Here is a 21,200-nt window from a genome sequence, read left to right on the forward strand (position 1 = left end):
CCGAACGCGACTCAGGATTCGAGAAGGGTGTCGAGACCGCGAGCCGGGTAGCCCACGACCGTCGTGACGCCGATCGATCGCAGTCGGTCGATGCGCTCACTGACGGTTTCCACGGTGCCGGCCAGGGCGAAATCGTCGATACCGGCGAGCAGCGTTTCTCTGGCCTGGCCGGTCGCAGTCGCGTCGGTCGGCGCGTCCGTCGGCAGCGCGTTCGCGACCGCCGGCCGGCGCGAGACGTAGTCGCCGACGGCGTCCAGCAGGACGTCCTCGTCGTCGGAGAGGACCGTCGGCGCGTAGACGGCGACGTCGCCGTCGAATCCGGCCGCCCGAAGCGCCCGTACTTCGCGTTCGGTGGTGGCCGTGAGGAGGTCGAACTGCCCGGCACCGGTCGCCATGGCGATCCGTTCGATGCTCTCGGAGCCGACCCAGGCGTCGGGATCGGTCTCGAGTGCCGACCCGAGTCGCGGGGCGACGGCCCGTCGGCGCTCGTCGGCCGAGAGATACGCCGGATGACCGGCGACCAGCACGCGGCCGACCTCGCCCGGGAGCGCCGTCGCTAGCGAATCGTCACCCAGCGGGTCGAACCCGTCGGCTCGCACCGGCGTCGTCACGCGGACGTCGGCGTCCGCCCCGAGGCGAGCCAGCACCTCGGCCGACGGGAGTGATTCGGTGCCTTCGTAATCGATCGTCAGCGTCTCCACCGGGACGGACTCGAGCGCTTCGATCGCCGTCTCCGTGGGCTTGAGTGCGAGCCCGTCGAGTCCGATTCGTTCGACGCACCTGCCGGTACCGTGTGTGGTATTTTCGGTCAACATCGTCGATCACCGGTCGAGACGACGGCAGTGCTAGAATCGGCGCGGAACTCGATCCATCGTCTGTGAGACCATGTAGTACAGGCAAGTTCGTCGCCGTACAAAAGGGTGACGTTCGACCCCCTCTCGTGGGGACCACTCACGGGGCCGTCGTCACAGGGAGCCAGGTTCGTGTCAGACGTGGTCACCGCCGAAAGAGTCGACTAGCCATCGACACGATCGACGTCGGTGGTGGGCTGAAAGTCGGTCGCGAGATCCAGAAACTGGACGAGGATGCGCGCCGTTGCGCCCCAGACCGTGTACTCGCCGACGTGGAAGTAGTGGATGATCGTCGGCCCCTCGGTCGGGTGGTCGTGTACCTCAGTCGTGTACGTGGCCGGATCGAGCAGTTCCGACAGCGAGATGACGACGATCTCGGCGACCTCGCCGTCGTCCGGCTCGTATTCCCTGTCCAGAACGCGTGCGACGAACGGCGTCACCGCGTAGCCGGTAATGGTGCTGATGTCGTCGAGGCGGCCGATCACCGTCGGTGCCGCCGGATCGAGGCCGATCTCCTCGTGGGCTTCCCGGAGCGCGGTGTTCCGGAGCGTGTCGTCTTCCGGTTCCACGCCACCGCCGGGGAAGCTCATCTGCCCGGGGTGCTCGCCGAGGTGCTCCGCGCGTTTGGTGAACAACAGGGCTGGCCCGTCGGGTCGATCGATGATCGGAACGAGGACGGCGGCGTCGCTCGGCTGGTCGTCGATCGACGTGGGCGAGTGGCGAGCGATCGGTTCGATGTCGAACCCGTCCATCGCTCAGGACGTGAGCTCGTCGAGACGGGATCGTTCGTCCGACAGCTCGACCGGTGCCCACGCCTCGACGTCGTAACTCAGGTCGAGGAGCTCGCGCGCCCGCTCGGTATCGTCCGCTGCGATCGCGTCGGCGACCTCGTCGGCGAATCGCTCACCGGCCACGCGGCCGAGTTCGGCTGCGTCGGGCGAGCGATGTGGCACGTCGAGGATGTGTGGGAGGTCCTCCGCGTGGGGCGGCAGCGTCGGAAATGACGTCGGGCCAACCGCATACCCAGGTTCGCCGTCGACCTCGTACGCGAGCAACGTGAACGATTCGAGCGCAGTCTCGATCGCCGCGGCGTCGGCGAGCGCCGACTCACCGGTTCGGGCGGCGAGCTCGTCGAGCGCCCGCCCGAGTTCGTCGTCGGTGACCGCGCCGAAGAGGTCGACGATCCCTGCTAGCTCGTCCGCCGTCAGGTCCATACCGGTGGGAGTCACGGCGGACAGTTAGCGCTTTCTGACTCGTGCGCGCGCCAGGACCGGTGACCGACCTGCGAGGGTGATCGATGACCGAGCCGTGAATGTGACCAGTGACCGAGGTGTCATCACCCCACCCGATCATTTTCCAATCGATCACTGCTCCCACTCGGTCGCGGCCGCGAGGACGTCGTCGGGGGAGAGATCGACGCTCGACCAGGACGGGAGGCGACGATCCGGACCGGGGGCTTCGATCGCCGTCGCGTACCGGTCCACTTGCGCACTCTCGTCGGCGGCGTCGTACTCGAGGCCGTTGAACAGGGCGTCCGCACGGTACTGCGAGACGAGCGTCCGACCGGCCTCCCTGTACGCATTCGTCAGCTCGTCGTAGGTCGGCCGAACGCCGTGGTCGGCGAGGACGTGAAACAGGGTCTCCCCCACGCGTCGGCTCATCCCCTCGAGGCCGGTCTCGCCGGCGACCGCCCGGTGGTCGTGCTCGTGGTGGCCGAGGTCGACCTGTGCCGAGCCCTCGAACCCGACTTCTTCGAACGCATCACCGAGGACGCCGACTTCGAGCCCCCACGATCGAGGCGCGCGGACCTCCTTCGCCAGGTCGGCGGTCATCGCGAACTCGCCCGCGAGCGCGTACCGAAACGAGGAGAGGTACGAGACGATCGGCGCGTCGTGGCGATCCGCGAGCGAGCGCACGAGGGGTTCGTAGAACAGCCTGACGAGTCGGCCGTACAGTCGCTCGTTTTCGACGCGCGCGTAGTACCCCTTGACGAAGGAGTGCTCCAGCATAATGGGAGCGAGCAGCCGCGCCACGTGGTCGCCGTCGAAACTACTGGCGTCGGCGTCGTGCACCACTACGGTTTCCCCACGGTCGGCGGCCGGCCCGAGCGCGAGCCAGACGTCGTGCCCCTTGCCGGAGCCGCCATCGAGGCCGGCCGATTCGAGCGTTCGTTCGACGGCCGGCGCGTTACACCACATGACGGACAGCGAGAGGTCGAACGAATCGAGCCAGGTCCGGACCGCCTCGATTCGCTGGGCCGGTGCCCTGACGGGAACGAACACGGCCGCCGGGTCGAGCCGTTCGAGTTCCGAGAGGACGCGTTCTGCGGCCAGGCTCGCGTGTTCGCGAGCCGTCATCGGAACGACGACGGCGGTTTCCTCGAGGGCCCTGTCGACGTCGGGGAGCCCACCCCGACCGAAATCGTGCAGGGTCGTGATCCGTTCCTGGACGTACTCCATCGCTCGTGTCTTGGCGCCGTCCGTGAAAACAGCCACGGCTCCGGGTCGAACCGAGTCGAGTCACCGATGAGTTCACGCCCGGCCAGGAAACCGAGACTCGATCCGTCCCCCGGACCCTTCCTCGTCTCACCCGTTCGTTCCCGACGGGACGCGTCCGAGCAGTGCCAGGCCGAAGAGACCGGCTGTGAGAACGGCAACACCCAGCGAGAGCGCCGTGAAGACGACGTCGTACGAGAGCCCGCTATCCACGAGGACGCCGACGACGACGCTGCCGATCGCCTGGATCGGCATCATCGCGCCGCTGAAGACGGCGTAGCCGCTGCCGCTGTGTTCCGCGGGGAGCGACGCGAGAATGTACGTGTCGGTGGCCGGAAACAGTGAGTGGATGACGAACCCGAGGATCGCAGAGACCAACAACACCGGAACGAGCGACTGGACGGCGACGAGCGAGAGCATCGATCCGACGAAGACTGCCAGGATGGCGAGCATGAGCGGCACGAACCTGAGTCGATCCGCCACGACACCAGCGGCCCAGAACGCGGGGACGCCAGCTGCGAACACCACGGTCAACGCGGTTCGTGCGTTCCCGCTGGAGAGCCCCTTCGCCTCGATCAGGTAGGTGACGTAGAAGTTGAAGACGCCGTTCCAGACGAGGCCGGCGAGTCCGACGACCGCGATCCCGGAGAGGATGAGTCGCCAGTGGGCGACGAGCGCGACACGCATGTCGAGATCCAGTTCCTGCGGGCCCGTGATCGTCGATCGACGGGCGGCGAGCCAGAACAGGATGGCCGATCCCAGCGCGGCGAGCGAGAGGAGGACGAAGATCCCCCGCCAGGCCGCGAAGGGCCAGCGGTGGAGGGCGAGCACGACACCGACGAAACCGGGTGCCACGACGGCGGCTACCTGGCTCGCGGTTCCGTGAATGCCGATCGCCCGCCCGACCTGGTCCGGGTAGAGTTGCCCGATGAGTGGGCTCGCGGCGACGAAGTAGACCCCGCTGCCGACCCCGACCAGCACCGTCGCGGCTGCGAGCGTCCCGAACGAGGGCGCCGCCGCGGCGATCGCTGACGCGCCCGCGAGGACGAGTCCCGAGCCGAGGACGATCCGGTGACGAGGGTATCTGGTCAGCAGATACCCGGTCGGGAATCGTGGTGCCGCGCTGCCGATCCAGACCAGCGTCGCGAGTAACCCGACGGCCGCCTCGCTGACGCCGAAGGCCGCCCGAAACGGTTCGAGCAGGGGCGCGTACACCACCCGGGCGAAGTTGACGAGAAAGACCAGTACGCAGAGCGACCCGAAGACGCCAGTTCTGGCCCCGATCGACCGGCCGTTGGCTGAGAACACGGTCGAATCGAGGGACGGCTCCGATTCAAAGTTTTCGAACCGAAATGTCTGTCCACCGACCCGGGTCTTTTTCTCCCCCACGTTCGTATGACCGAGACATGAAATCCATCCGAAAGGCACTCCGGGAGGGGGAACTCGTCAAGGACACCTACGAGCGTGTCACGTGTGCGACCTGCGAGAAGACGCTGAAGACGGAGAACGACCCGGACACGATCACCACCATCAGGACGTGTCCGGAGTGTGGATCCGAGTGGAAGGAGATTCGCTAGAGCGATCGCCCCCTGTTCTCACCGTTCGCCGGAGAGGGCCGTAAAGAGCCGTTCGCCGAACTCCGCTTTACTGACGCCGTCTGACGGGCCGAGACCGGCCATGTGATCGATCGATATTTCGCCGCCACCCATTCGGGCGTGGCCACCCGCCGAGGCCATGGGGATGTCGCTGACGACGTGTCTGAGCGTCTCACCCATGTGAACGCGATCGTCGCGCGATCGGCCCGAGAGATGTAACGTGCCGTCGTGTTCGCCGAAGACGACGACAGCCGTCACCCCTTCGAGGTGCATGAGCTCGTCTGCGGCCTGCGGAATCGCGTCGACGATGTCGATCTCGCCGACGTCACAGATCGCGAACGAGCCCTCGACGTGACGATTTCTGATCGCGTCCGCCTTGATCTCGAGGACCTCGTCGGCCACCTGCGGGTTGGCAATCCGATCGAGCAGGTCCTCGTCGATGCCCGGGAAGAGCGTCGCGCTGGCGTCGAACTCCGCTTTCGTACAGCCTTTCGTCAACTGATTCGTGTCGGACTGGATGCCATACAGCAGGCCGGTCGCGAGCGATTCGGAAATGAGCGGCCCCGACGACCCGTCCTCGGCTTCGGCCTCGAGCGTCGCGCCGATCTCGGTCAGGTACTCGACGACGATCGTCGAGGCGGCGCCGTATCCGGGCCGAACGTCGGTAAACTGCGTCCCGGCACCGTTTCCGGGATGGTGGTCGACGACGGCGATGGGTTCGATCTTCTGTGCGCCGGTAAAGCCCCGGGCCGTGTTGTGGTCGACGAGGACGATGGCATCGGCCGCGACTTCGGACGCCGCTTCGATCTGTTCCAGTTCGAGTTCCAACAGCGTCCTGAATGCCCGGTTCTCCTGATGGCGGATCTGGCCCGGATACTGCATGGTAAACTCCGTACCGACCGTCTCCGCTACCCGCGCGACACCCATCGCACAGGCCATCGCGTCCGGATCAGGGTTCGGGTGCATCAGGATGGCGACCTCGTCTTCCGTCGCCAGCAGTCGGCGAAGTCGGTCACCGGGCGATCTATTGAACCACCGGTAGACCACCCAGAGCCCCGCCGCGAGGAGGACGATCACGAGGACGACCGCCGAGACGACGAGCGGATCCGTGGCGGTTATCGTCTCCACATCCAGGCCACCCACCGTGGCCACCCCACCAGACGGATCACCGACGGGTCCTGCGGTGAACCGATCGATCATACGTCAGTCTCCAAGTCGGTCACCATGAAAGTTCCCCTCACAGACGGAAAGGTGAATTTGGGCCACAGATGGCCTATAAACCGGGTTCACCGCAATGTATCGGGTCAGGATGGGAACACGACCGACAGCTGTCCGCTCACGACAGTCGCGATTCGATCGCCGCTCGGTAGCCGTCGCGATACGTCGGATAGGTGAATTCGTAGCCCGTGGTGACGAGTCGGTCGTTGGCACACCGTTTGCTCGTCAAGAGCCGTCGGCGGGCCCGCTCGGACAGGTCGTCGTCGGCGAGGCGTTCCGCAGTCGTGCGCTTGGGCGGCGGGTCCCGACCGCACTGGTCGGCGAGCCAGTCGGCGAATTCCCACTTCGAGACGGGCTCGTCGTCGACGAGCTGGACCACCTGCCTGCGACACGCGTCGGCAGTCAGGAGCCACCGAATCGCTCCCGCCGCGTCGTCGCGGTGAAGCAGGTTCAGGTATCCCTCGGTCACCGGCCCGTCCAGATATCGCGACAGACGGTAGCGATCGGGGCCGTACAGGCCGGCCAGTCTGGCGACGGTCCCATCCATCCCGTCCGTTTGCGGCGCGTCGAGTGCGACCCGTTCGGCCTCGGCCAGGACGGCCGCCTTGGGCGTCGCCGGCTCGACGGGTGTCGTCGAGTCGACCCAGTCACCGTCGTGGTCGCCGTGGACGCCGGTCGAAGAGGTGTAGAGCAACCGGTCGGGAACCGACTCTCGTCCGCCGAAGTGATCGACGACGGTCCGGAGCCCGTCGACGTACACGGCTCGTGCCTGCTCTGCGTCCCCGCCACCGCTGCTCGCGGCAAAGACGACCGCGTCGACGTCCGGGACTGCCGACAGGGAGTCGGGGTCGGTCACGTCCGCCTGTACGGCGTCGAATCCGGCATCTTCGATCGCCGCGATACCGGCCTCGCTCCGGCGAACGCCGACAGCCTCGTGCCCCGCCTCGGTCAGCTGTCGCCCGAGCTCGAGTCCAACGTACCCACAGCCGAGGATCGCCACGCGCATAGGGACCGCTTGGGCGTCAGGCGGGAAAATGGCAGCGCTCTCCGCTCCACATCCACACGTGTTTCAGCTGAACGACTACGGGCCCCAACCCCGCGGCGAAACAGGGAGGTACGAAATCACCACGGCGTGCGACGAGGCTACCGGCGTTCATCGCTCACTACTGGCGGTGTAGATCCGTCGACAGCGACGGCGAACCGTCGAAAAAACGAGATCGGGTAGTCGCGCTAGACGTCCAAGTATTGGACGGTCCTGCTCAGGCGTCGAGTTCCTCGGTCAGGAGCTGGCGAAGCACCATGTGGAGGACGCCGCCGTGTTCGACGTAGTCGACGGCGGACGGCGTCGCGACCTGCGCCGTGACGTCGAAGGTCGTGGTATCGCCGTCTTCGGATTCAGCGGTGACGGTGAGACGCTCGCTCGGTTCGAGGCCGTCCTCGAGTCCCTCGATCGTGAAGGACTCCGTGCCGTCGAGGCCGAGTTCCTCCCAGCCCTCGCCGTCGTCGAACTGCAGCGGGAGGACGCCCATCCCGATGAGGTTGTCGCGGTAGATGCGCTCGTAGCTCTTCGCAATGGTGGCGCGGACGCCGAGCAGGTCCGTTCCCTTCGCCGCCCAGTCGCGGCTGGAGCCGGTCCCGAACTCGATGCCGGCGGTGACGACCAGCGGGGTGTCGTCCTCGCGGTAGCGCTCGGAGGCCTCGAAGACTGTGGTCTCCTCGCCCGTCGGGTGGTGGACGGTGTAGCCGCCCTCTTTGCCGTCCAGCAGCTGATTCTCGATTCGGACGTTCGCGAACGTCCCGCGCATCATGACCTCGTGGTTCCCGCGTCGGGAGCCGTAGGTGTTGAACTCGTAGGGTTCGACGCCGCGCTCTTTCAGCCACTGGCCGGCGGGTAGGTCCTCGCCGAACGGACCGGCGGGGCTGATGTGGTCGGTCGTGACGGTGTCACCGAGGGTGAGCAGCGTGCGGGCGTCCTCGACGTTCGAGACACCGGGTTTCTCGAGCGGGAAGTCCTTGAAGAACGGCGGCTCGCGGATGTACGTCGACTCCGGATCCCAGTCGTAGACGTCGCCGGTCGGCGCGTCGAGCGACTCCCAGCGGTCGTCACCCTCGAACACGCTCGCGTACTTCTCCTCGAAGAGTTCCGGCGAGACGCTCTCGTGGATGGTCTGGCGAACTTCTTCCGGGTCCGGCCAGACGTCCTCCAGATAGATTTCTTCGCCTGCGTCGTTCGTGCCGATCGGCTCTTCCTCCAGGTCGATATCCATCTTCCCGGCGAGGCCGTAAGCGACGACCAGCGGCGGGCTGGCCAGGTAGTTCGCGCGGATCTTCGGGTGGATGCGCGCCTCGAAGTTGCGGTTACCCGAGAGGACACTCGTCGTCCAGAGGTCGTGTTCGTCGATCGCCGCCTCGATCGGCTCCGCGAGGGGGCCCGCGTTGCCGATACAGGTCGTACAGCCGTAGCCGACGACGTGGTAGCCCAGTTCTTCGAGATCGTCGAGCAGGTCGGCCTGTTCGAGATACTCCGTGACGACGCGGCTGCCGGGTGCGAGGCTCGTCTTGACGTAGTCGGGGACCTTGAGTCCGGCCTCGGCCGCGTTGCGCGCGAGGAGGCCGGCGGCGACCATCACCGACGGGTTCGAGGTGTTCGTACAGCTCGTGATCGCACTGACGAGGACGTCGCCGTGACCGATCTCGATCTCGGTGCCATCGTCGAGCGTGACGGGGACGTTCTCGTCGAGTTCGGGCGGATTCTTCGAGACGAGTCCGCCGTCGCTCTCGGCCGTACCCGAGTCGATCACACCTTCTTCCTCGAGTAGCGTCGGGAAGTGCTCGTCCAGGTCGCCCATCGGGATCCGGGCGTGGGGCTTCTTGTGGCCGGCGAGGCTCGGTTCCACGTCGCCGAGATCGAACTCGACGGTCTCGGTGTACTCTGGGTTCTGTTCGCCGAAGAGGCCCTGGGCTTCGAGGTACGAGCGAACGAGGTCGATGTGCTCCTCGTCGCGGCCGGTGAGTTCGAGGTACTCCAGGGTCTTCTCGTCGACCGGGAACATGCTGATGGTCGAGCCCTGCTCGGGCGCCATGTTCGAGATAGTCGCGCGGTCGGCGACCGACAGCTGGGAGACGCCGGGCCCGTAGAACTCGACGAAGCGGTCGACGACGCCGACCTGTCGGAGCTTCTCCGTGATGTGAAGCACGAGGTCCGTCGCGGTCGCGCCCTCGGGGAGTTCGCCGGAGAGGCGAACGCCGACGACCTCGGGCAGTTGCATCGTGATGGGCTGGCCGAGCAGCGCGGCCTCGGCCTCGATCCCGCCGACGCCCCAGCCGACGACGCCGATCCCGCCGATCATCGGGGTGTGGCTGTCGGTGCCGACGAGCGTGTCGGGGTAGAGCCACTGTTCGCCGTCCTGTTCTCGTTCGTGGACGACGCGACCCAGGTGCTCTAAGTTGACCTGGTGGACGATCCCCGTCCCCGGCGGGACGACGTTGAAGTCTTCGAACGCCCCTTCGGCCCACTTGATCGCGCGGTAGCGCTCTTCGTTGCGCTCGTACTCGAGTTCGACGTTCTTCTCGTAGGCCTCGTCGCTGCCGAAGTAGTCGACCTGCACGCTGTGGTCGATGACGAGGTCACAGGGAACCTCCGGTTCCACGACCGACGGGTCGACACCTTTGCGGTCGGCCGCCGACCGCAGTGCCGCGAGGTCCACGACCGCCGGGACGCCGGTCAGGTCCTGCAGGACGACGCGCGACACCGTGAACGGCACCTCGACGTTCGGGACGTCGGGGCGCCAGCTCGCGGCGTTTTTCACGTCCTGGACGTCGATGGTGTCGCCGTCGGCGTTGCGCAGCACCGATTCGAGCATGACGCGAATGCTCACCGGGAGCGAGTCGAGATCACAGAGGCCTTCCTCCTCTAACACCGTGAGGTCGGCCATCTTGTATGACGAACCGTCGTGTTCGAACGTTCCTATTGCGTCCGAAACGTCGTCGAATGACATTGGGTCAGCTAGAAGGCGAACACATTTCAATCCTCCGAGACCGGCCGTAGGACCGACCAGCACCCCAAATATTGCGGGATCTTCGGTAGCACGGGAGTGAGAGAGTGACAGATACGATCGAAACCGGTCAGACCGGGATTACAACGGGTACGCCGACTCCGCCCGATGACGCCCTGTGGAGGCTGCGACGGGTAGCGCCCTATGGAGACTGTTCCGCGATCGTGTGCTGGATGTGGACGAATTCCTCGAAGGAGATGGGCGCGCGACGTTCGATCTTCTGTTGAATCTCCGTCGGGTCGAGATCGAGGTCGAGTTCGATCGCGAGGCGCTCCACGTCGAGCACCGCAGTCGTCATGCCGAGCAGAAGGTGTTCACAGGCTTCGATCTCGATCGACTCCGCGTCCGGCTGGTCGGGATCGAGGGCAGTGATAGCGGCGGCGTCCGTGAGCGAAATCGGAGGTGAATCCCCATCGAGCAGCGTCTGCAATTCGTCTCGGTTCACATCCGTCTCCGCGACGGCCTGATCGAGACCGGCGGATTCGACGATGGCCGCGAGTTCCCTGTCATACTCGGCCCGGAGCGCCGCCGGCGACGCTGGGACCTCCGTACGGAGTTCGGCAAACATACGTGGTGGCAGGTGACGGCCCCGGAAAGCCGTTGTTATCCGCATCGACGGCTCCCGTTCGTGGCCGACGGACCGTCGCCGTTCGGACGCGGCGGGACGGGCTGCAATCTGACCGAGAGCGCCTACCACTGTCAGTCGTGGTGGCCCCGACGAACCCGACAGCGTTGACACGATCGTCGCAACAGCTTTGACGCCGGCGTTCAGTTGCTGTGGTGATGGCCGATACGTGGAGCGGTGGCGTGGTCGCGTCGATGAACGGCGAGTCGCCACCGACGGTACGATCGTGGCAGGACGTGTCGGTTCCGGGTGTCTCGACGGTGTTTGCCGACGAGTCGAGCCCGATCGCCTACAGGCGAACGTTTCCCGACCCCAGAGCTGGGGACGACGAACGGGCCGAACTCGAACTGACGGGTGTCTACGGGCGGGCGCACGTGTGGATCAACGATCGGTTCCACGGAACCCACGACGGACCGATCGAACCGGCTCGGTTCGCATTCGAGCCACAGACGACGAACGAACTGGTGATCGCGTGCGAACCATCCGCGAGTACGGCCGCCGTTGCCGAGCGAGACGACGTTCCAGCCGAGTTTGCCGTGCCTGGCATCCGTGATGGGGTCTCGGTCCATCGGATTCCCACCGCCGGCGTTCGGTCGTTGCAGGTGCAACCGACGGTCGAGGACGATCGAGCGTCGCTGGCAGTGGCGGCAACCGTCCAGACCGTCGAGCCGGTGGACGACGTGGTGACGTTCTCCCTGCGCCCGAACGGCTTCCGGGGCGGCGGCTCCATGGACAGAACGCCCATCGAGGCCGGTCCCGGAGAGCAAGTGACCGTCGAAACCGAGATCGACGTTCGCGATCCAGTCCTGTGGTGGCCACGCGGGCTCGGCCCCCAGCACCGGTACACGCTCAGAGCCAAGGTGGGCGACCGATCGCTGGAGCGGTCGATCGGACTGCGAACGATCGACAGTGACGACTCGGGGCTGCGGATCAACGGCCGGCCAGTCCCCGCCCGCGGCGTTAGCCTTCCGCCCGGTACGGCGTCCCCAGCCACGATCGAGGCAGCGGCCGCGGCGGACGCGACGCTGGTTCGGTTCAGCGGTCACGTCCCCTCCCGGTCGCTCTACGAGGCCTGCGACGAGGCGGGACTGCTGGTCTGGCAGGACCTCCCGATCGCCCCGTCGACCGATACCGAGCAGGCGACGACCGTGGCCGATCAGCTCTACGGCCACCGATACGGCAATCCGAGTCTGTCGGTGGTCGGGATCAGAGACGGCGGATCCGCACCGTTCGACGACGCCCTCGGAACGGGACTGCTCGCGAGAGCGCGCGTCCGCTGGCGCGCCTGGCGCGCAGACGACGATCGAGGGACGGTCGACGACATCGCGGCGGCGGTCCCAGCCGATCTGGTCCCGATTCCGCTCGTCGGACCGCCGGGGACCGGTCCGGACGTCGTTCGACTCGCTCCGGGCTGGCGATACGTAGACGAGGCATCCGTCGAGTGGCTGCTCGATCGCTACGTCGACGACGACACGATGGGTGCCATCGTCAGTTCACCGGTACCCACACCCACATCAGACCGTCCCAACTTGGACGCGACACCACCCGGTTCGGCCGAACCGGACGAATCCAGTACGGCCGTTTCGGCAGACGGCGGCGCTTCGACGGCACTCGACGAGCAGCGATCGACGGCGCTCCGGTCCACCGTAGAGGCGCTCCGACGGCACAAATCGGAGGTCGTCCTCGTCGAACCCGGGCGGGAAGGTGGCTCGAACAGTGCCATTGCAGACGAAGCCCACCGCGTCGAAGCGTGGCTCGGCGGTGACGATATCGCCGGTATCTTCGAACCGGTACGGGCTGTCGTCGACGGGCGTCCGTCAGCCGGTGGAACGACGACGATCTGGCTCGTAAACGAGACGAGCGACCGCGTGGACGCGACGGTCACCTGCCGTGCAGCCGATGCGACCGAGCAGCTATCGGTGGATATCGATGCCGGAGGGGTAGCCGAGCTCGGGACGTTCACCATCCCGTCGGGCGCTTCGACCCTCTCACTCGTCGTCGAAACGGACGGAGGTTCGAGCGTGAATGAGTATCGGTTATGATCGCCGACCCAGATCGGTTCCTGGCCGCGTATACGCCCCAGACGGCCCGTGCTAACGATATTCACAGGGTGATTTTCGGTACCTTTAACTAGGCGGCGACGGTAGTTGGAGGTACCAGAGCGTCACCGGCGTGGCGCGTATCGCTCGATAACCGATGACAGGGAATCTTACTGACCGAGATTTCGCTGCTTTTGAGCGGTTGCGCCAGCCGGTGCGGGTATGGCACAGAGGTTTGAATACATGGTAGACGAATCGAAGAACATCGAACTGACAGAGGACGATCTCGCAAACAAATCGAAGGGACAGCTCATCAAGAAGGCTGGTCAACTCCGTGATCGGCGAAACGAGCTGAACCAGATGGCTTCTGATCGCGCGTCGAAGCGTGACGATCTCAACGCCAAGACGCGTGAGAAGGTCGACGAGGCCCAGGAGCATCGCGAAAAACGAGACGAGTTGAACGAACAGGTCCAGGAACACAAAGAGAGCCGAAACGAGCTCAACGCCGAGGCGAACGAGCTCTTCGACAAGGTCGACGAGCTGAAGTCCGACCTCGAACTCGACGAAGGCAAGGACCTGGAGGAACTCGAATCGGAGATCGAAGATCTCGAGTTCAAACAGCAGACGGAGGTGCTCTCGACGGACGAAGAGCGCGAACTCATCGAGAAGATCGAAGGCAAGCGCGAGGAGTACGCCGAGCGCAAGGACAAACTCGACGGCAGTGAGGAGTTAGAAGACCTCCGAGCAGAGGCCGAAGAGGTCCGATCGGAAGCCTCCCAGCACCACCAGAAAGTCACGGAGCTCGCCGACAAGGCCCAGGAGCACCACAATCAGATGATCGAGGCCTACCGAGAGGCCGACGACATCCGTGACGAGGCCGACGACATGCACGACTCCTTCGTGGAGGCCCAGGAGGCGGCCGACCGCCACCACGAGGACTTCGTCCGCGTCCAGAAGCGCCTGCGCGAGATGGACAAGGAGGAAGAAGAAGAGCGCAAGTCCGCCCGCGACAAGAAGAAAGAGGAGGCCAAAGAGGAAGCCGAGGAGATTTATCAGAAGTTCAAGGAAGGCGAGACCCTAGAGACCGAGGACCTGATGAAGCTCCAGAAGACCGGTCTGCTGTAAGCAGCGTCGAAGCGAAATTTTCTCCGCACTCACCGACGAACGAGCGGCGCCACCGGGAACGAACGACGCCATCGGAGTCGTCGGCGGGTGATATTGCAGTGTGCAGACAGTCGCGGCGCAAACGACAGCTCACGTCAGCGACTGAACGACGATCCGTCCGTCCGCGTAGACGGTCACGCCGTAGTCGTCGACGGGGATCCACAGGTGGCCGCTGTTTCGAGCACCCGACTGCGTCGTCGGGGAAAAGAGCGACTCCAGCGAGTCGGGATCGAGGCGCTCGTACAGGTGCGAGACGTCTTCGGGGTCGACACCGGCGCGCTGGGCGATTGCGGTGACGATCGAGACGGTGATCGACTCGTCGGACGCCCAGTCGTGCTGGACGGTGGTCGACGTCGTCGGGTCGAGATCGGGGGCGATGGTGGCGTCGTCGATTGCGTTCATTGTTACCTCCCCGTCCGCCGAGCGGGCGACGGACCCAGGGAATAACGGGGTATGCCAGGGGAGAGGATAAAACCCTGTCAGACAATATTCAGCGATTTGTCGTACAAAACGAAGACGGGTGACACCCGGCACTCGGTTTCGCTCGGTCGCTGTCATACACCAGTTGACCGATACGTCACTTGGAATCGGTGACGCGCCGCTGGCGCCGACCGTCACCCGAAACCGACGACAAGTACGGCGTCCGCCGGGCGAAACCCGGCCGAAAGAGGACAAAGGATTTTACCCGGGAGCGAGGAGGACCAGACACCGTGACTTCGCTGGTCGTCTGCCTGGACCGGAACGACGACGTCGGTCGGAAGACCGGGCTCTCCACGCCGATCGTCGGCTGGGAAGCGGTCAGAGCGCTCGTCACCGACGTCGGACTCGCCGACCCAGAGGACTCCGGCGTCAACGCCCTCCTCGAGACGCTTTCCGTCGCCCAGCAACTCCGGGACGACAACGAAGACGTCGTCGTCGCCGTCGTCTCTGGCGAACGCGAGTCCATGGTGAGCGCCGATCGTGCGGTCGCCCGACAACTCGACGACCTCGCTGCCGAGTACGACCTCGACTCGGCCGTCGTCGTCCTCGACAGCACCGACGACGAGCAACTCGTACCCGTCGTCGAAAGTCGACTCCGCGTCGACTCGGTCGATCGGGTCGTCGTCAGGCAGGCCCGGGACATCGAGTCCACGTACTACCTGCTGAAGCAGTTTCTCGGCGACGAGGAGCTTCGACAGACGATCCTGGTCCCCGTCGGGTTGACGCTGCTGGTCTTCCCGATCCTCGCGTCGGTTACCACGCTCGCACAGGGAGCCGCGGCCATCACCACCGTCATCGGCCTCTTCTTGCTCTACAAGGGGTTCAACATCGACGAAATCGTCACGGCGCTGGCGATCAAAGCACGCGAGTCGATCTACTCGGGCCAGGTGTCGGTCGTCACGTACGTCGTCGCGGCCGGCTTGACGCTGATCGGGCTCTTCGTCGGCGGACTCGGTGTCTCGGGACTGGACGACACCGGCGGAGTGTTGCTCCCCACGATGCAGTTCGTCAACGACAGCGTTCCCTGGATCGCGATGGCCGCCCTCGTCGCCAGCGCGGGACGCCTCTTAGACGAAACCATCGAGGACGAACCGCTCCGCCGGTCGTACCTCAACTTACCGTTCGTCGTCGTCTCGGTCGGTCTCGTAGTGCGGGGCTTCTCTGCGTACTTCCTCGAACAACAGGATCTCATCGAGCCGATCGTCGTCCCGCCGATCTCGATCGGGACGACGACCATCGAGGCCATCTCGCTCTCCGCCAGCCAGCGTCTCGCCCTCTACGTCTCCGTCGCGTTCATCCTGAGTATCGTCGGCGTTCGGCTGACGTCGCATCTCGCGACGGCTGCGATCGAGGATTCCGAGTTCACCGAGCACACGGACTCAGATTGAGCGGAACCACCCCGTAACGAGCCGTAATCAACGGTCGAGTGAGCGGCGTCTTCCGTTACGGCGCGCGTACCTTGTCGAGCGACGGAGACGTGCATTAGCGGTGAATCGACATAGTCGAGTGGGCCGTCAGCTTCCGGCCGTCGCTGTCAGTGATGGCGGAAACCGCCAGCAATTTAGCCGGGCGTCGCCAGGTGCCCGTATGACGGAGGCCTCCGGCGCTTGGGTGTCACTCTTCTCCGGCGGGAAGGATTCCTCGTACGCACTCTACCGGGCGCTCGAACGCGGTATCGACGTCGATCGGCTGCTCACGATCCACCCGGATGGTGATTCGTACATGTACCACGTCCCGGCGACCGAGCTGGCGACGCACGCGGCCGAGAGCATCGGAATCGAGTCACTCGACGTCCATCCCGACTCGTTCGAGACCGACGAGGCGACGGATTCGGGCACGCAGGGCGATCGGGAAGTCGAGCCACTGGAAACGGCACTCCGCTCGCTCGCAGCCGACACACCCGGCGGGATCGCCGGCCTCGTCGTCGGCGCCGTCGAAAGCGAGTATCAACGCGACCGGGTGGAACGCCTCTGTACGGAGTTCGACTGTGAGCTTTTCGCACCGCTCTGGCAGGCCGATCCCCGCGCGCTTGCAGCGGACATGCTCGCGGCCAACTTCGAGATCGTGATCGTCCAGGTGGCAGCCCACGGTCTCGACGAATCCTGGCTCGGCAGACCCCTCGACCACGCAGCGATCGACGAACTGGGAACACTTGCCGACTCCCACGGCGTCCACCTCCTCGGCGAGGGCGGCGAGTTCGAGACGATGGTACTCGACGCGCCCCACATGGACCGGCGGCTCGACATCGAGTACGAGACGACGTGGGACGGCACGCGCGGTTCGATAACCGTCACCGACGCGTCGCTCGAGTAACGGCGCCGCCAGAACAGGACGGATAGGAGCCGATACCGATCGGGCAGGAGCTACCGATCGTTCGAAATCTGCGTGTGGGCGCCGATGAGGGCGGTCGCCAGATCGACGTCCTCGAGGAGCGTATCCTCGTCGATGATCGACCCGCGGATGTCCGCGTGCTTCAGCGTGACGTTCGGGAAGACGACGGTGTTTTCTAAGTGCGTGTCGACGATCTCGGCGTCGGCCATGACGTGAACGTCGTTCCCGATGGTCGCGTCGTCGAGGGTCGCCGTCTCGGAAATGAGCGAGTCGCCGTCCAGATACCACGCGACGGCGTCGAGGTAACTCTCCGGGGTGCCGATATCGAACCAGGCTTCCTCGAAGGTGTAGGCGTAAGTCGGCCGGCGCTCCTGGAGCCACTGGATGAACCAGCCCGGTTCGTCGGGGTTGTTGCCGTCTTCGAGATACGTCGAGATCAGCCCGACGGCTTCGCGCGGGAAGCCGTAGCAGGCGATCGAGACCAGCGTGCTGTTCGGATCATCGGGTTTCTCCTGAAAGTCGACGACCCGGTCGTCCTCCAGTTCGACGAGGCCGTACTCGCTGGCCCGGTCGAGCGACCCCACGTCGTAGGCCGCGATCGTCGGCGCCTCGCGTGTTTCGAAGTAATCGAGGAAGTCGCCGACAGAGAACGAGAGGAGGTTGTCCCCTGCGATCACGAGCAGGTCGTCGTCGACGTTCTCGCGGTCGATGAGCTGGGCCAGCGCCCCCATCACGCCGAACTTCTCGTCTTCCTCGGTCGTCTCCTCGACTGAGAGCTGCGGTTTCTCGTAGTCGGCCTCGGCCAGGTGCGCCTCGAACTCCGCCGCGAACCGCTCGTTCGTACTGACGTAGACGGTGTCGATCCGGTCGTCCGCCTCGAGATCGTCGAAAATTCTGTCGACGACGGTCGTCTCGCCGATCGGGAGAAACATCTTGGGGCGATTCTTCGTGATCGGCCACAGTCGTGTCGCGTAGCCACCGGCAAGGACGACGGCCTTCATACCTCCCGATTCAGCGGGGCCTGATAAGACAGTTACCCTTGAGATCCGTCGGCGTAGCCGCCTCTAGCGTGTGAATGTATGGCAACCGGTGTCACCGCGTCAGGCCCCCGAAGATTCGACGGCGAGGGCGTCCGCCAGCACTTCGATTGGCGTCGGCGGTGCTTCGGCGTCGGGATCGCGTGAGGCCAGTTGGGTCCGACAGGAGGCCCCCGGTGCGACGACCCGATCGCCGTCGCTATCGGCCACCTGCTCGAAGAGGATCGAGCCGATCGCGTCGCTCATCGAGGCGTGTTCGGCCTCGTACCCGAAGCTTCCGGCCATGCCACAGCACCCCGAGTCCAGGTGGTCGACGTCGAAGCCAGCCCGATCGAGGACGGCGCTGGCGTGAGCGGCCGTTTTCGTCGCTTTCTGGTGGCAGTGGCCGTGGTACGTGATCGAGGAGGTGACTGCCGGATCGACGGAAAGGTCGTCGACGAGGTCGAATCCATCTACGTACTCACAGACACCGTAGGTGGCGGCTGCGACTGCCCTGGTCCGCTCACCCGGGTGAAGGTCCAGGTAATCCGACTGCAACATGACGGCGTCGGAGGGTTCGATCACGACCACGTCCCACCCGTCGTCGACGAACGGTGCCAGCGCGTCGACGGTTTCGGCTGCACGCGACCGGGCCTGTTCGAGGAATCCCTTCGAGTAGGCCGGTCGGCCGCTGTCGCCCGACACCGGTGCAAGGGCCACCTCGACACCGGCAGCTTCGAGCACCGAGACGGTCGCGACACCGGCTTCCGGGTTCGTGAAGTTCGTGTACGTGTCCGGGAAGACGAGGGCTTTCCGCCCGCCTTTCGGGGAGGACGTCGACCCGCCTGTCGGTCGCCGCTCGAACCGGTCGGTGAACGTCTCCCGATGGAACGTGGGGAGTTCTCGATCAGCGTCGATTCCCAGCGTTCGCTCGAGGAGCCAGCGAGCCCCGGGAACGGCCGACGCCCAGTTCGACAGTGGCGCGAGCCGACTCCCCACCACCGACAGGGTGTGGACGTTCGCGAAGAGCCGATCGCGAAGCGAAGCGCCGTTTCGCTCGTGGTACTCGTTGGTCACCTCGGCTTTGAGCTTGGCCATGTCGACCCCGCTCGGGCAGTCGACGGCACAGCCCTTGCAGCCGATACAGAGGTCGAGCACTTCCTCGACGAACTCGTCTTCGAACTGCTCACCGTCAGGCAGGTCGCCGCTCATGGCCTGTCGGAGAGCGTTCGCCCGCCCACGCGTGCTGGTAATCTCCTCCTGGCTCGCACGATAGGTTGGACACATCACCCCGCCGGTCGTCGACTGGTCGCCCCGACAGCCACCGCAGCCATGACAGAGTTCGACCATCCCTTGGAACCCGTTGTCGTTGTCCCACTCGAGTGTGGGTTCGAAGCCCGCCTCGAACTCGTAGTCGGGATCGAATCGGAGGTGCTCGCGCATGTCCGCGGTTCTCGACCGGGTCGGCGGCGTCGATTCGGCCCCGGAGGACGCCGATAGGGCGTCGTCACCGCTTTCCGTCTCCGCCTCGGCGTAGCCACAGACGGTCCCGGGGTTGAGCAGCCAGTCGGGATCGAACGCCGTCTTCAGCTCGCGGAACGTGTCCCAGACGCGGTCGCCGTAGAGGCGGCGGTTCCACTGGGTCCGGGCCCGGCCGTCACCGTGTTCGCCCGAGACCGACCCGCCCAGTTCGACCACCAGTTCCGTCACGTCGTCGGCGATATCGTGGAATTGGACGACGCCGATCTCGGTCTTGGTGTTGACGAGCGGCCTGACGTGTAACACGCCGGGACCGGCGTGGGCGTAGAACGACGCGTACGTGTCGTGCGATTCGAGAATCGTCTCGAAGCCGTCGACGAACTCGGGGAGACGGGCCGGTGGCACCGCCGTGTCCTCGATGAACGAGATGTGCTTCGCGTCGGTCGTGCGCGAGAGCAAGATCGGGAGGCCCGATTTTCGCAGATCCCACAGCGTCGCGCGCTCATCGGGTTCGTGTGCTTCGAGGGCGTCGAACGCGCGAGCGGGTTCGTCTGTGGTCGTCTCCCCGCTGGTCGTCGCCCCCTCGACAGCGGACCCATCCTCGGCCGAGACTGTACCGACTGGTTCGACGCCGGGACAGCGATCGGCGAGGAGGGTCGCGACCGCGTTCTCGCCGTCGGCGTCCGAGTCGGCGTAGAACTCGACGAGCAGCGTCGCGTTCGTCCCGTCGGGGAGCCGGTCGGCGACGGGGCCGAACTCCGCCGTCTCGCGGGCGAGATCGATGAGTACGTCGTCGAGCACTTCGACGGCGGCAGGGTCGTGTTCCAGGATCGCCGAAACGTCTGCCATCGCGTCGTGGAGGTCTCGGTAGCACAGCATCGCGACCGACTTCGTCGCCGGGAGGGGTTCGAGCGAGACGGTCGCTTCAGTGACGATCGCGAGCGTCCCTTCGCTGCCGGCCAGGAGTCGAGCGAGGTTGACAGTGCCCGGCTCACCGGTCTCCTCACCGCCGGGCAGCGTCGAACCACGCGCTTCGGCCACCAGCCTGTCGAGGTTGTACCCGGAAACGTTCCGTTTGAGGTCGGGATAGGCGTCGTCGATCGCGTCGGCTTCCTCGTCGACGATTCGGGCGACCGTGGCGTAGATCCGTTGTTCGAGCGTGCCGTCAAGGTCGCCTCGTTGTTCGAGCGTCTCGATCGTCACCTCGCCGAACTCGGTCACCGTCCCATCGGCGAGGACGACCTCGCACGATTCGACATAGGCGTCCGTCTTACCGTACAGGAGGGAGTGCGAGCCGGTCGAGTTGTTGCCGATCGCGCCGCCGATCGCGCTCTTGTCGCCCCAGGCCGGATCCGGCGCGAACGTGAGCCCGTCGGGTTCGACGGCCTCGTTCAGCCGGCCGAGGATCGCCCCCGGCTGGACAGTCGCCAGTTTCCGGTCGGCGTCGATGGAGACGATCTCCCCCATATACCGCGTGAAATCCAGGACGACCGCTCGATTGACCGTCTGGCCCGCCAGACTCGTCCCCCCGCCACGGGGGAGAACGGGAATCGTCCGCTCGGCACAGTAGTCCATCACGGCGGCAACGTCCGCGGTCGATCGCGGGAAGACGACCCCGATCGGCGTCACCTCGTAGGCGCTCGCGTCGGTCGCGTACAGCGAACGCGAGTAGTTGTCCATTCGCACCTCGCCGTCGATCCGTCTCGCGATCGCGTCGGCGAGCGCCGGACGCTCGACCGTCTCGCCCCGATAGTCGTAGGTCGCCCGCCGGTCGGCCGCCGGCCCGCGCTCGGTCGCCATGTCCGACGACAGGCCGTGCGGTCACTTAACAGCCCTGACGCGGATCGACGCA

Annotated in this window: 17 protein-coding genes; 5 read left to right on the plus strand and 12 right to left on the minus strand. The window is 65.5% G+C overall.

Annotated features, from left to right (window positions below):
• Positions 1-11: 11 nt before the first annotated feature.
• From C479_RS02420 to C479_RS02440, 5 genes are all read right to left on the minus strand, one after another.
• Positions 12-815, minus strand: a complete 804-nt coding sequence (locus tag C479_RS02420) for a DUF7388 family protein (RefSeq protein WP_007697315.1) — start codon at positions 813-815, stop codon at positions 12-14.
• A 200-nt stretch (positions 816-1,015) separates the two neighbouring features.
• Positions 1,016-1,603 (minus strand): NUDIX hydrolase, encoded by a 588-nt coding sequence (locus C479_RS02425; protein ID WP_007697323.1) that lies wholly within the window; start codon positions 1,601-1,603, stop codon positions 1,016-1,018.
• A 3-nt stretch (positions 1,604-1,606) separates the two neighbouring features.
• Complete coding sequence (locus C479_RS02430; protein WP_007697324.1) at positions 1,607-2,065, minus strand: DUF7109 family protein; 459 nt, start codon at positions 2,063-2,065, stop codon at positions 1,607-1,609.
• A 150-nt stretch (positions 2,066-2,215) separates the two neighbouring features.
• Complete coding sequence (locus C479_RS02435; protein WP_049907045.1) at positions 2,216-3,310, minus strand: glycosyl transferase family 2; 1,095 nt, start codon at positions 3,308-3,310, stop codon at positions 2,216-2,218.
• A gap of 126 nt (positions 3,311-3,436) precedes the next feature.
• On the minus strand, positions 3,437-4,654 hold the full coding sequence (locus tag C479_RS02440; protein ID WP_152415781.1) for an MFS transporter: 1,218 nt from the start codon (positions 4,652-4,654) through the stop codon (positions 3,437-3,439).
• A gap of 98 nt (positions 4,655-4,752) precedes the next feature.
• On the opposite strand from C479_RS02440, the gene C479_RS16435 reads away from it, so the two are divergent.
• On the plus strand, positions 4,753-4,923 hold the full coding sequence (locus C479_RS16435; protein WP_007697330.1) for an HVO_0758 family zinc finger protein: 171 nt from the start codon (positions 4,753-4,755) through the stop codon (positions 4,921-4,923).
• A gap of 18 nt (positions 4,924-4,941) precedes the next feature.
• On the opposite strand, the gene C479_RS02445 is transcribed toward C479_RS16435, so the two are convergent.
• The 4 genes from C479_RS02445 to C479_RS02460 form a co-directional block, all read right to left on the minus strand.
• Positions 4,942-6,141 (minus strand): DHH family phosphoesterase, encoded by a 1,200-nt coding sequence (locus tag C479_RS02445; RefSeq protein ID WP_007697333.1) that lies wholly within the window; start codon positions 6,139-6,141, stop codon positions 4,942-4,944.
• Positions 6,142-6,277: 136 nt separating this feature from the next.
• A complete protein-coding gene (locus C479_RS02450) occupies positions 6,278-7,165 on the minus strand; it encodes an SDR family oxidoreductase (protein ID WP_007697334.1) in 888 nt (295 codons plus the stop codon).
• A 253-nt stretch (positions 7,166-7,418) separates the two neighbouring features.
• Positions 7,419-10,157, minus strand: coding sequence for an aconitate hydratase AcnA (gene acnA, locus C479_RS02455; RefSeq protein ID WP_007697336.1), 2,739 nt, complete (start codon positions 10,155-10,157; stop codon positions 7,419-7,421).
• Between the two features lie 199 nt (positions 10,158-10,356).
• Positions 10,357-10,782, minus strand: coding sequence for a DUF5791 family protein (locus C479_RS02460; protein WP_007697338.1), 426 nt, complete (start codon positions 10,780-10,782; stop codon positions 10,357-10,359).
• A 215-nt stretch (positions 10,783-10,997) separates the two neighbouring features.
• Here C479_RS02460 and C479_RS02465 point away from each other — a divergent pair, with 215 nt between their 5' ends.
• Together C479_RS02465 and C479_RS02470 are read left to right on the plus strand one after the other, a co-directional pair.
• Positions 10,998-12,881, plus strand: coding sequence for a glycoside hydrolase (locus tag C479_RS02465; protein ID WP_007697339.1), 1,884 nt, complete (start codon positions 10,998-11,000; stop codon positions 12,879-12,881).
• Between the two features lie 240 nt (positions 12,882-13,121).
• Positions 13,122-14,003, plus strand: a complete 882-nt coding sequence (locus C479_RS02470; protein WP_007697342.1) for a coiled-coil protein — start codon at positions 13,122-13,124, stop codon at positions 14,001-14,003.
• 129 nt (positions 14,004-14,132) lie between these two features.
• Here C479_RS02470 and C479_RS02475 read toward each other — a convergent pair whose 3' ends face one another.
• Positions 14,133-14,444 carry a HalOD1 output domain-containing protein gene (locus C479_RS02475; protein WP_007697348.1) on the minus strand — a complete coding sequence of 104 codons (312 nt, stop codon included), beginning with the start codon at positions 14,442-14,444 and terminating at the stop codon, positions 14,133-14,135.
• A 308-nt stretch (positions 14,445-14,752) separates the two neighbouring features.
• On the opposite strand from C479_RS02475, the gene C479_RS02480 reads away from it, so the two are divergent.
• Positions 14,753-15,910: a DUF373 family protein gene (locus C479_RS02480; protein ID WP_007697349.1), complete on the plus strand. Its 1,158-nt coding sequence runs from the start codon at positions 14,753-14,755 to the stop codon at positions 15,908-15,910.
• Between the two features lie 199 nt (positions 15,911-16,109).
• Positions 16,110-16,835 carry a diphthine--ammonia ligase gene (locus tag C479_RS02485; protein ID WP_007697350.1) on the plus strand — a complete coding sequence of 242 codons (726 nt, stop codon included), beginning with the start codon at positions 16,110-16,112 and terminating at the stop codon, positions 16,833-16,835.
• Positions 16,836-16,885: 50 nt separating this feature from the next.
• Here the strand turns inward: C479_RS02485 and C479_RS02490 are convergent, their stop codons facing one another.
• On the minus strand, positions 16,886-17,854 hold the full coding sequence (locus C479_RS02490; protein WP_007697351.1) for a sugar phosphate nucleotidyltransferase: 969 nt from the start codon (positions 17,852-17,854) through the stop codon (positions 16,886-16,888).
• 99 nt (positions 17,855-17,953) lie between these two features.
• Positions 17,954-21,148: an FAD-binding and (Fe-S)-binding domain-containing protein gene (locus C479_RS02495; protein ID WP_007697352.1), complete on the minus strand. Its 3,195-nt coding sequence runs from the start codon at positions 21,146-21,148 to the stop codon at positions 17,954-17,956.
• Positions 21,149-21,200 lie beyond the last annotated feature (52 nt).

This window comes from Halovivax asiaticus JCM 14624, assembly GCF_000337515.1.
Classification (GTDB): domain Archaea; phylum Halobacteriota; class Halobacteria; order Halobacteriales; family Natrialbaceae; genus Halovivax; species Halovivax asiaticus.